The sequence below is a fragment of the Streptomyces sp. NPDC002838 genome (assembly GCF_040295365.1).
Classification (GTDB): domain Bacteria; phylum Actinomycetota; class Actinomycetes; order Streptomycetales; family Streptomycetaceae; genus Streptomyces.
The window spans coordinates 203,777-214,526 of the sequence record NZ_JBEOVF010000001.1 but is presented as its reverse complement, the minus strand read 5'-3'; the positions used below and the strand labels follow the sequence as shown (position 1 = coordinate 214,526).

Sequence of the window (10,750 nt, the reverse complement as noted above, 5' to 3'; positions counted from 1 at the left end):
GTGCGGAGGTCGCGTCCGTGGTGGGGAGCGTCGTGGTGGGGTCGGTGGTGCGTTGCGCGTTGGCGTTGGGGTGCGCGGCGCGTGCGTCCGTGGCGGGAAGCTGGGCGGTGGGGTCGACAGCGGGCCGCGCGTCGGTGTCCTCTACGCGGGGAAGCGCGACGGTGGCGTCCACATCAGGCGTTGCAGCGGGCGGCGCCGCGTGGGCCGCGGTATGCCGTGCGGAGAGCGATGCGGCACGCGGTGCGCCGGGGTCGACGGCGCGCAGCAGCATGGTGGCCTCGGCCGGCGGCACGTCGGGCGTGCCGGTCACGCCGACCACCCCGGTCCCGCCCGGAGCCTGATGTGCCTCGCCGGCCTCGGGCACCCGGTCGCGCCGGTTGCTCTCGGCCGTCCGGCCGGGCCCGTTGCCTTCGGGCGCCTGGCCGCCGTTCCGGTTGCCCTTCGGCGCCGGATCGGCCCCTCCACCACCAGCCGCCTGGTCAGTCGCGCGTCCCTCAGTCGTCGGGTTGGCCGTACGCCGCTCGGTGGTCGGGTCAGCCGCGTGTCCTCCAGCCGCCGGGTTGGCCGGGCGCATCGCAGCCGTGGGGTTGGCCGCGCGTCCCTCAGTCGTCGGGTCGGCCGGGCGCCTCTCGACCGTCGGGTTGGCCGCGCGTCCCTCAGTCGTCGGGTTGGCCGGGCGCCGCTCGGTGGTCGGGTCAGCCGCGTGTCCTACAGCCGTCGGGTTGGCCGCGCGTCCCTCAGTCGTCGGGTCGGCCGGGCGCCGCTCGGTGGTCGGGTCAGCCGCGTGTCCTACAGCCGTCGGGTTGGCCGCGCGTCCCTCAGCCGTCGGGTTGGCCGCACGCCGCTCGGTGGTCGGGCCGGCCGCGCGCCGCTCATCCGCCGGGCCGGCCGTGCGCCGTTCCTCCGCCAGGCCGGCCGCGCGCCCCTCACTCCCCGGACGACCCCCGCCGCCCTCGACGCCCCGGTCCTCCCCCTCAGCCGGCGTCACCAACTCGACATACGGCCGTATCCGCAACGGATCGAAGTCCTCCGCCGCGGCCGCCTCCGCCGTGCGCGCGTCGCGCAGGGCGTCGGACGCTCGCCGGCCGCAGGCGCACGACGGGGTGTTGTCGGCCCCCCTCGGTGCTCCGCACTCCGGGCACAGGTGTCCCTTCGGCTCGGTCACGCGTTCGTCCCTCCCCTCAGCGAGCATCCCCCCGCGAACTCCAGAGATTATGCAGATCTCCTCCACACAGTCGCCCGCGCGCCCCCCGGAACACCGGCTTCCAAAGGGACTCAACAGGCCATAACTGGCCACACCGATCACGATGGAGGTTGTAACGAGACCGTCGGGAGGTCTTCATGGCCGAGGACGCGCACGGTATGACGCACGGTATGACCGGACAGGTGCGAGACGCGCGGGACGAGCACGTGCCCGGCAACGTCCTCGTCTCGATCGGTGCCCTGCTCCTCGGGATGCTGCTCGCCGCTCTCGACCAGACCATCGTGTCGACCGCGTTGCCCACCATCGTCAGCGAACTCGGCGGCATGGAGCACCTGTCCTGGGTGGTCACCGCGTACCTGCTGGCCTCGACCGCCGCGACCCCGCTGTGGGGCAAGCTCGGTGACCAGTACGGGCGCAAGACGCTGTTCCAGATCGCGATCGTGATCTTCCTGGTCGGCTCGGCCCTGTGCGGCGCCGCACAGGACATGCCCCAGCTCATCGGTTTCCGGGCCCTGCAGGGCCTCGGCGGCGGCGGGTTGCTGGTGCTGTCGATGGCGATCGTCGGCGACCTCGTGCCGCCGCGCGAACGCGGCCGATACCAGGGGCTGTTCGGTGCCGTCTTCGGGGCGACCAGCGTCCTCGGCCCGCTCCTCGGCGGGCTGTTCACCGAGCATGCGAGCTGGCGCTGGGTCTTCTACGTCAACCTGCCCGTCGGCGTCGTCGCCCTCGCAGTGATCGCGACCGTCCTGCGCATCCCGCGCAAGTCCATGCGGCATGTCATCGACTACCTCGGTACGTTCCTCATCGCGTCCGTCGCCACCTGTCTGGTGCTGGTGGCGTCCCTGGGCGGCACGACATGGGACTGGGGCTCGCAGCAGATCGTGGGCCTCGCCGTCCTGGGTGTCGTCCTCGCCGTCGTGTTCGTGGCCGTCGAGCGGCGGGCGGCCGAACCCGTCCTGCCCCTCAAGCTGTTCCGCATCCGCACCTTCACGCTCTCCGCCGTCATCAGCTTCGTCGTCGGCTTCGCGATGTTCGGCGCGCTGACCTATCTGCCGACCTTCCTCCAGGTCGTCCAGGGCGTGAGCCCTACCCTGTCGGGCGTGCACATGCTGCCGATGGTGCTCGGTCTGCTGCTGGCGTCGACCGTCTCCGGGCAGATCGTCAGCCGTACCGGCCGCTGGAAGGTGTTCCCGATCGCGGGCACGGGTGTCACCACGCTCGGTCTGCTGCTTCTCCATCAACTCGACGAGCACAGCTCCACCGTCGAGATGAGCAGCTACTTCTTCGTCTTCGGTCTCGGACTCGGCATGGTGATGCAGGTCCTGGTCCTCATCGTGCAGAACGCCGTCTCGTACGAGGATCTCGGCGTCGCCACCTCCGGCGCGACCTTCTTCCGGTCCATCGGCGCCTCCTTCGGCGTCGCCATCTTCGGCACGATCTTCGCGGGCCACCTCGGCGAGAAACTGGCCGACGCCTTCCGGGGCGCCCAACTGCCGCCCGGTGTCTCGGTGGACGCCCTGGAGGCCGACCCGCGCGGCATCGCCGCCCTGCCGGCCGCACTGCGCCCGCCGGCGTTGAGCGCGTACGCCTCGTCCATCACCGACGTGTTCCTGTACGCCGCTCCCGTCGCCCTCCTCGGCTTCGTGCTGGCCTGGTTCCTGAAGGAGGACCGGCTGCGCGGCTCGGTCACGGCGCCCGATGTAACGGAGACGCTCGCCAGCAACCCGGTGGAGCGGTCGTCGTACGACGAGGTGTGCCGGGCGCTGTCCGTGCTCGGCACCCGGGAGGGCCGCCGCGAGATCTACCGCACGATCACCGAGCGGGCGGGCTACGACCTCCTGCCCGCGGCGAGCTGGTTGCTGCTGCGGATCAAGAAGCACGGCCGGGTCGAGCCGGCCGTGCTCACCGAGCACAGCACCGTCCCGCTGACCGTCGTCATGGAGGCCGCCCGCCAGGTCGAGGAACGGCACCTCGCCCTCCGCGAGGGCCTCGACCTCGTCCTGACCGAACAGGGCCGCGAGGTCGCCGAGCGCCTCGCACAGACCCGCGAGGAGTCCCTGGCCAAACTGCTCGGCGACTGGTGGGGCCCGGACCGGCCCACCGACCTGGTCCAGTTGGTGAAGGAGCTGAACGCCGAGCTGTGCGGCTCGATCGCGGAGCGCCCGCACGACGAGCGCACGGTGCCCCGCCTCACCTGAGCCGCTTGCGGAACCAGTGCTCGGCGTACTGGTGGTCGTTGTACGGTTCCGTCTCCTCGTAGCCGAGTCGCGCGTACAGGGCGCGGGCCTCCGCGAGGTCGCTGCGGGTGTCGAGGACCATCTGCTCGGCGCCGAGCGCGCGGGCCGCGCCCTCGGCCGCTGCGACGAGGAGCGGGGCGCCGCCCTTGCCGCGCATGTCCGCGCGTACGTACACGCGTTTGAGCTCGGCGGTCGTGGCGTCCAGCAGCCGTACGCCCGCGCTGCCGGCCGGCTCGCCGTCGTACCGTGCGACGAGCAACTGACCGCCCGGCGGGGCGAGTTCGGCGCCGGTGGCCGCGGCGATCTCCCGCTCGGGGAGTCGAAGGGTTCCGGGGCGACGGGCCAGGCGGTCCTCCTCATTCCGGCGATCCGGGGCACCCTTTCTGTGCCTCCACCCTTGTGTCGATCGGGCCGGCGCCGGATCGACACGCCGTCGGTATGGATTTCGGGGACCGTTTGAGCGGGCCCGCCCGGGCTACTCGGTCGGCGTCCGGCTCGTACGGAGAGTCGGTTGGGTCGAGAACCCGGAAGGCATTCATGTCCACTGGCGTGATCATCATTCTGATCGTGATCGTGGCGTTCGTAGTCATCGCCGCGGCTGTCCTGATGACCCTGCGGGCCCGGCGCGGGCCCGGCGGCCAGCACCTGAAGCGACGCTTCGGGCCCGAGTACGACCGGGCCGTGGCCCGGCACGACGGGGACGCCAAGGCCGCCGAGCGCGAGCTCGCCGAGCGCGTGGACCGGCACGGATCGCTGCGCGAGCGGTCGTTGGAACCGGCGCAGCGTGAGCAGTACGAGGCCCGTTGGACGGCCGCTCAGGAGCGCTTCGTCGACTCGCCGCGGGAGGCCGTGGCCGAGGCGGACCGGCTGCTCGCCGAGCTGGCCGGTGCGCGGGGCTTCCCGGACGGCGGGCAGTACGAGGAGCAACTCGCCGCGCTGTCCGTGCACCACGCGGACCATGTGCACGGCTATCGGCGCGTGCACCGTGTCGCCCACGCGGGCGTGGGCGTGGGCGGGGACGGAGGGCAGGCCGCCGACGGCCGGGCCGGCACTGAGGAGATGCGCGAGGCCATGGTCGAGGCCCGGGCCCTGTTCGAGGACCTGGTGAGCCCGGCCCGGCACCGGGCGGAGTCCCGGACGTCCGTCGTCAAGCCCGCCGTACGGTCCAACGGCGGTCCCTCGCACGCCCGCGGCCACCACATGCCGTGGGGATTCAACCGGCGTCATGCGAAGGGGAGTTGAGCGACATGACGGACGCGACGATGGGTCCGGGCCCCGAGGGCACCCCGCGCGAGGACAGGTCGAAGGGCAACGCGACAGCCCCCGCGGCACAGGACCGTGACCGGACGACGGGCAGCAGCCCCGCGACGGGCAGCCCCGCGACGGGCAGCCCCGCGACGAGCGACCCGGCGATGGCGGCGCCTCGCGGCGAGACGGCCACGGGCCGGGACGGTGCCCTGAACGCGTCGGGCACCTCGGGACTGGCGGGCACCCCCGACCGCGCGGGCCCCTCGCACCCGCTCGGCGCCACCGCCCGCGAGGGCTCAGGCGCCTCCCGCGCTCCCGCCCGCGAGGCCCCCGGCAGCCCGCTCCTCCCGCACGACGAGTCCGACAAGCTGGCGCTGCGGCTTCAGCACACGGTCGCCGGGTTCGTGGACGGGCCGCGGGACGCCGTCGAGGAGGCCGATCGTGTGCTGGAGGAGGCCGCGTCCCGGTTCACCGACGCCGTGACGCAGCGGCGTCGTACCCTCCGCAATTCCTGGCAGACCACCGAGGGCGGTGTCGAGGGCAAGCCCGCGACGTCCGCCGACACCGAACAACTCCGCCTGGCGCTGCGGGACTACCGCGAGCTCGCGGAACGGCTGCTGCGCCTCTGAAGCAGCCGAGACAGCTGAGACAGCTGAGACAGCTGAGAGACAACCGAGGCAGCGCTACTCCGCCGCCGTCCGGCCCTCCCGCCACTGCCGTACGACCTCCTCGACGTCGTACGGCTTCAGACCCAGCGGGGGTCCGGGCGGCGGCTTGGCCAGATGGTCGCGGATCTTGACGTTGAGGTCCTCGACGAGTTTGCGGACGATCCGCTCGGAGGGCGCCCGCACGGCCGCCGCGAGCACGTCCTCCGCCTCCTTGCGCAGGGCCAGCGCGGGCGGCAGCACCGACCAGCCCTCGCGGGCCATCTTCCGCTTGATCCACCACAGTTCGTCGTACGGCGCGTCGGTGACGCCCGGCAGCGGCTTGCCCGCGCCCGGCAGCCGGTCGAAGGCGCCGCGCTCCTCCGCCTCACGGATCTGCCGGTCGACCCAGGACTCGAACGGAACTCCGGGTGGCTTTCGCTCGGTCATGAGGCCATTGTGCCGGACGCGTTGAGGCCGGGCGATTTATCATTCGGCGGCTGAGTAAGGACACTTCAGGAGGAGCGCACGTGCTCGAACTCACCATGGCCGCCGTCTCCGCGGCTGAGGAGGGCGCCACGGCCGGCATGCTCATGGCCGACGCGCCCAGCGACCCGGGCGCCGTGCTGCGGGTGGGCCGGGACAAGTCGGTGTGCCGGCTGGCCACGCCCGACGACTGGCTGTTCGTCTCCCGTGTCCACCTGGAGTTCCTGTGCGGCCCCGACGGCACCTGGCAGGTCGCCTGGCTGCAGGGCTCCCAGCCCGATCCGTCCTCCGAGGTCCGGCTGACCGTCGGCGAGTACGCCCAGCCTCTCGCGTACGGCGGCACCGTCCCGCTGCTCCGGGGCGGCAGCGGCGAGATCGTCATCCAGGACCGCACCGCCCCGCGCAGCGTCAATGTCGGCTTCTACCACGAGGTCTGACCACCGAGGGCTGGAGCAGGCTCGGACAGAGGCTCGGAACCGCAGTCCTACGCCAGCACCCGCGCCATCGCGAAGCCGTCGTAGCCCTTGCTGCCCACCGTCTGGATCGCCGTACCGCTCAGCCTCGGATGCTTGCCGATCAGCTCGATGGCGGTCCGGGTGCCCTGGATGTCCGGCGCGGTGCTGTCCGCGTCGGCGACCCGGCCGCCCCGCACCACGTTGTCGACGACGATCAGGCTGCCCACGCTGGTCAGCTTGAGGGCCCACTCCACGTAGTGCGGGTTGTTGGCCTTGTCGGCGTCGATGAAGACCAGGTCGAAGGGGGCCGGGTTCTCGTCGGCCAGCTGCGGCAGCGACTCCAGCGCCGCGCCCACCCGCACCTCGACCAGCTTGTCGAGGCCCGCGCGGGCGATGTTGCGGGTGGCGACCTCGGCGTGCCGGGGGTTGTACTCCAGCGAGATCAGGCGGCCGTCGGCGGGCAGGGCGCGGGCCAGCCAGATGGTGCTGTAGCCGCCGAGGGTGCCGATCTCCAGGATGGCGCGGGCGCCCTGGAGCTGGGCCAGGAGCTGGAGGAACTTGCCCTGGGGTGCCGTGACATTGACGCGCGGCAACTCGGCCGCCTCGCTGTCGCGCAGGGCCGCCTCCAGGGCCTCGTCGTCCCGGGCGAGGTGGTTGGTGAAGTAGTCGTCGACGTCGTCCCAGAGCTGCGACTCGCTCATGCACCTGTGCCTTTCGTATGTCTAGTTAGAGAAGCTAACTAGCTGTGCTAACGAATATAGACGCGTGCCGGTTCCCTGTCAGTGTCCTCCCGCCGACCGTTTTCAGCCGCTCGGCCCAGGCGTCCGCCGTGATCTTTCTCGCTCCCAGCGGAGGCAACCGAACCTCCATCCGACTATCGTCATCGGGATAAAAGGAGAACGGACGTCAGGTGAAGAGGGGGTTGCCTGCGTCCCTCTCCGGGGGTGGTGCGAGCCTCTTAGGGCTCGTAAATGGAAACCGACGCGGGGGACGCGTGGGACGAACGGGGCGGGAGGCCGACGAGGCGTGGCGAATGCGGAGCACAGTGGGCGACCGGCGGAGGCTTTCGGATCGACGGCCGTCGGAGCGACCCAGGCACGCCTGCGCCTGGCGCGGCTCGGCCTGTGGCTGGTCGCGGCCGTCCTCGCCGTACGACAGGTGGCCGTCGTCCTCAGTACGCCCCGGGGGGAGCGGCTGACCGACCTGGAGACCTGGGTCGGTCCGAACGGCGTCCTGCATGTGAACGGCTCGCTGTACGACTCGACGCGGTTCACCGGCACCCCTTTCGGCGGACTGGTCATGAAACCGCTGACCAGAGCCGCCGAGCAGGCCCTCGGCTGGGGCTGGACCTTCGGCACGCTGCTGCTGGTCGTCGCCCTCGGCCTGATAGCCGCCCGCGCCCTGCCGCAGCCGGTGAGCAGACGGACGTCCCTGCTCGCCGCGCCCGTCGCGGTCAGCCTGCTCATGCTGTCGCTGCCGGTGCGCAACACCCTCTGGCTCGGGCAGACCAGCATCATCCCGGTCCTGCTCGTGCTGCTCGGCTGCTTCGCCGTACGCGGCCAGCGGGCCAGCGGCCTGCTCATAGGCTTCGCGGCTGCTCTTCAGCCGACCGTGCTGCTCTTCGCGCCCCTGCTGTGGTTCACCGGCCGTCGTAAGGCCTCCCTCGCCACGGGCATCACGTTCGCCGGATGCACCGCGCTCGCCTGGTCGGCGATGCCCCACGACTCGTACACCTACTGGGTGCACCACATGGCGGGCGTCGGCCTCGGCGGCCCCGCCGACGACCTCGCCAACCAGTCACTGCACGGGGCCCTCCTCCGGCTCGGCCTGTCCGGCCCCCTGGAGATCACCCTCTTCCTCCTCCTCGGCGCGACCGTCGCGGTCCTCGGCCTGCGCCGGGCCGTGCGCTACGCAGGCGACGGACAGCTCCTGCTCGCCGTGGCGATCACCGGCTGCGCCGCGATCGCCGTCTCCCCGACGACCTGGCAGCACCAGCTGCTGTGGGTGCTGCTCGCGGTCGTCGGCCGGGTCGGCAAGCGGGCCTCCGACCGGTACGTGTGGCCGGTCGCCGTCGTCCTGGTGATGACGCTGCCGGCGAAGATGATGCTGCCGAACATGCCGGCGCTGTACGCCCTGCGCGACAACGTGGTGCTGCTCGCGGCCCTGGCCGCCGCCACACTCATCCCGTTCCTGTCCCGCACCTCGGCGCACTACCAGTCGCCGATCCCGACGGAGTACGCGGCACCGGTCCCCGCCCGCTTCAAGCACGTCCCGCTCCTGCCCTTCCTCCGCCGGGTCCTCACCCGCCCGAACCTCCTGCTGGAACTGCTCCTCATCCGCGTCACGTACGCCGCCTACCAGCGGGTGAGACTCGCGGCGACCGGCGGCAGCAACTCGGAGGGCCGGGCGCGGGCGGAGGAGAACGGCCACCAGATCCTCGATATGGAGCGATGGCTCCACATAGACATCGAGCACTGGGCCAACCACGCCGTGGTGAAGGTCGACTGGATCCGCGACTTCTTCGACTTCTACTACGAGTCCTTCCACTTCGTCGTCCCGCTGAGCGTCCTCGCCGTCCTGTACTGGCGCAGACCGGTCGACTACCGCTGGGCCCGCGCGGCCCTCGGCTTCACCACCCTGCTCGCCCTGGTGGGCTTCTGGCTCTACCCGCTCGCCCCGCCCCGCCTGATGCCGACGCTCGGCATCATCGACACCGTGCACGGCGTCCAGGACTTCTCCAAGCCGGACTACGGCACCCTGACCGCCCTCACCAACCAGTACGCGGCGATGCCGTCCCTGCACTTCGGCTGGTCCCTGTGGTGCGGCCTGGTCATAGCGATCATCGCCCCGAAGTGGTGGATGAAGTCCCTCGGCCTGCTGCACCCCCTCTTCACGGCCACGGCGATCGTGGTGACCGGCAACCACTGGATCCTGGACGCGGTGGGCGGGGCGATGGTCGTGGGGGCGGGATTCGGGCTGGCGTATGTGTTCCAGGGGCCACGGGCGAGCACGACCGGACGGGCCGACGGCGCCGGGAAGCCGTCGGCCCGAGTTCCCACGGATACGTCAGCCCGCGCTGACCTGTAGTTCCTTCACGCCGTTGATCCACGCGGAGCGCAGGCGGCGTGGATCGCCCGTCGGTTTCAGGCCGGGCATCGCGTCGGCGATCGCGTTGAAGATCAGGTCGATCTCCAGGACCGCCAGGGACTTGCCGAGGCAGAAGTGCGGGCCTCCGCCGCCGAAGCCGAGGTGGGGGTTGGGGTCGCGGGTGATGTCGAAGGCGTCCGGGTTGTCGAAGACCTCCGGGTCGTGGTTGGCGGAGGCGTAGAACAACCCCACCCGGTCGCCCTTCTTGATCTGCTTGCCACCCAGTTCCGTGTCCTGGGTGGCGGTGCGCTGGAAGGAGTTGACGGGGGCCGCCCAGCGGACGATCTCCTCCGCCGTCGTCGCCGGGCGCTCCGCCTTGTACAGCTCCCACTGGTCGGGGTGGGTGAGGAAGGCGTGCATGCCGTGGGTGATGGCGTTGCGGGTGGTCTCGTTGCCCGCGACGGCCAGCATCAGCACGAAGAAGCCGAACTCGTCCGAGTTGAGGTTCCCCTCGTCCTCCGCCGACACCAGCGTCGTCACGATGTCCTTCGCGGGGCACTGCTTGCGGTCGGCGGCCATGTTCATGGCGTAGGCGATGAGCTCGGTGGCCGACTCCTGGCCGACCTCCTCGGTGATCGCGTACTCCGGATCGTCGTACGAGATCATCTTGTTGGACCAGTCGAAGATCTTGGCCCGGTCGTCCTGCGGGATGCCGATGAGCTCGGCGATGGCCTGGAGGGGCAGTTCGCAGGCGACCTCGGTGACGAAGTCGAAGGAGCCCGAGCGGGCGCGGGCGGTGGTGACGATCGCGTGGGCGCGGGCGCGCAGGCGGTCCTCCAGCGCCCGTATGGCGCGTGGCGTGAAGACCCGCTGGACGATCTGGCGGACGCGGGTGTGCTCCGGCGGGTCCATGTTCAGCAGGATCAGCCGCTGCGCGTCGATCGCGTCGCGCTCGATGTGCTCGTTGAAGCGGATGATCGCCGTGTTGAGGTACGAGGAGAACAACTCCGGATGCGTGGAGACGTACTTGACGTCCGCGTGCCGGGTGACGGCCCAGTACCCCTCGTCCTGGAAGCCGGCGAGATTGGGCGGCTGGGGGACCCAGTGGACCGGTTCGGCCCGGCGCAGCTCGGCGAACTCCGGCAGCGGAACACGGTGTTGCAGCAGATCGGGGTCGGTGAAGTCGAACCCGTCGGGGAGAGCTGGACAGGGCATCGGCGACTCCAGCTGAGGGTCTGGACCGCACGACTTCTGACGGTCCATCAGGAATGAGGTCGCCGTGAAGGTAGTAACGGGTTCTATAAGTAGCAAGGGGTACGGCGCGCCCAATTGACTGCATGCCCCTTGCGGTGGGGGGCGACGGGTCAGCAGACTGCTGGTGGAACTAGA

The 10,750-nt window shown here is 71.1% G+C and carries 9 protein-coding genes and 1 pseudogene; 5 read left to right on the top strand and 5 right to left on the bottom strand.

What is annotated here, in order from left to right; all coding sequences use genetic code 11:
* A partial coding sequence (locus ABT063_RS01005) for a hypothetical protein (RefSeq protein WP_351054929.1) occupies positions 1-1,165 on the bottom strand: 1,165 nt, incomplete at its 3' end.
* A gap of 176 nt (positions 1,166-1,341) precedes the next feature.
* Here ABT063_RS01005 and ABT063_RS01000 point away from each other — a divergent pair.
* Positions 1,342-3,402, top strand: coding sequence for an MDR family MFS transporter (locus tag ABT063_RS01000; protein ID WP_502990728.1), 2,061 nt, complete (start codon positions 1,342-1,344; stop codon positions 3,400-3,402).
* On the opposite strand, the pseudogene ABT063_RS00995 reads toward ABT063_RS01000, so the two are convergent.
* Positions 3,395-3,754 (bottom strand): annotated as a pseudogene (locus ABT063_RS00995) (GNAT family N-acetyltransferase); the annotation flags it as partial. The gene ABT063_RS01000 and the pseudogene ABT063_RS00995 sit on opposite strands and share 8 nt — an antisense overlap.
* Positions 3,755-3,978: 224 nt before the next feature.
* Here ABT063_RS00995 and ABT063_RS00990 point away from each other — a divergent pair.
* Together ABT063_RS00990 and ABT063_RS00985 are read left to right on the top strand one after the other, a co-directional pair.
* Entirely contained in the window at positions 3,979-4,683 is a 705-nt protein-coding gene (locus ABT063_RS00990; protein WP_351054928.1) for a hypothetical protein, read from the top strand.
* A 5-nt stretch (positions 4,684-4,688) separates the two neighbouring features.
* A complete protein-coding gene (locus ABT063_RS00985) occupies positions 4,689-5,318 on the top strand; it encodes a hypothetical protein (RefSeq protein ID WP_351054927.1) in 630 nt (209 codons plus the stop codon).
* A 54-nt stretch (positions 5,319-5,372) separates the two neighbouring features.
* Here ABT063_RS00985 and ABT063_RS00980 read toward each other — a convergent pair whose 3' ends face one another.
* On the bottom strand, positions 5,373-5,783 hold the full coding sequence (locus ABT063_RS00980; RefSeq protein WP_351054926.1) for a DnaJ family domain-containing protein: 411 nt from the start codon (positions 5,781-5,783) through the stop codon (positions 5,373-5,375).
* 80 nt (positions 5,784-5,863) lie between these two features.
* Here ABT063_RS00980 and ABT063_RS00975 point away from each other — a divergent pair, with 80 nt between their 5' ends.
* Entirely contained in the window at positions 5,864-6,256 is a 393-nt protein-coding gene (locus ABT063_RS00975; protein ID WP_351054925.1) for a hypothetical protein, read from the top strand.
* A gap of 47 nt (positions 6,257-6,303) precedes the next feature.
* Here ABT063_RS00975 and ABT063_RS00970 read toward each other — a convergent pair whose 3' ends face one another.
* On the bottom strand, positions 6,304-6,975 hold the full coding sequence (locus ABT063_RS00970; RefSeq protein WP_351054924.1) for an O-methyltransferase: 672 nt from the start codon (positions 6,973-6,975) through the stop codon (positions 6,304-6,306).
* A gap of 325 nt (positions 6,976-7,300) precedes the next feature.
* Here ABT063_RS00970 and ABT063_RS00965 point away from each other — a divergent pair, with 325 nt between their 5' ends.
* Positions 7,301-9,361 (top strand): bifunctional glycosyltransferase 87/phosphatase PAP2 family protein, encoded by a 2,061-nt coding sequence (locus ABT063_RS00965; protein ID WP_351054923.1) that lies wholly within the window; start codon positions 7,301-7,303, stop codon positions 9,359-9,361.
* Here the strand turns inward: ABT063_RS00965 and ABT063_RS00960 are convergent.
* Positions 9,341-10,576, bottom strand: a complete 1,236-nt coding sequence (locus ABT063_RS00960) for a cytochrome P450 (RefSeq protein WP_351054922.1) — start codon at positions 10,574-10,576, stop codon at positions 9,341-9,343. The genes ABT063_RS00965 and ABT063_RS00960 overlap by 21 nt on opposite strands.
* Positions 10,577-10,750: the final 174 nt, after the last annotated feature.

Bases quoted from the DNA above. Each gene is read 5' to 3' on its own strand.
- ABT063_RS01000 (WP_502990728.1), top strand. From the start codon at position 1,342: ATGGCCGAGGACGCGCACGGTATGACGCACGGTATGACCGGACAGGTG.
- ABT063_RS00990 (WP_351054928.1), top strand. From the start codon at position 3,979: ATGTCCACTGGCGTGATCATCATTCTGATCGTGATCGTGGCGTTCGTA.
- ABT063_RS00985 (WP_351054927.1), top strand. From the start codon at position 4,689: ATGACGGACGCGACGATGGGTCCGGGCCCCGAGGGCACCCCGCGCGAG.
- ABT063_RS00980 (WP_351054926.1), bottom strand. From the start codon at position 5,783: ATGACCGAGCGAAAGCCACCCGGAGTTCCGTTCGAGTCCTGGGTCGAC.
- ABT063_RS00970 (WP_351054924.1), bottom strand. From the start codon at position 6,975: ATGAGCGAGTCGCAGCTCTGGGACGACGTCGACGACTACTTCACCAAC.
- ABT063_RS00960 (WP_351054922.1), bottom strand. From the start codon at position 10,576: ATGCCCTGTCCAGCTCTCCCCGACGGGTTCGACTTCACCGACCCCGAT.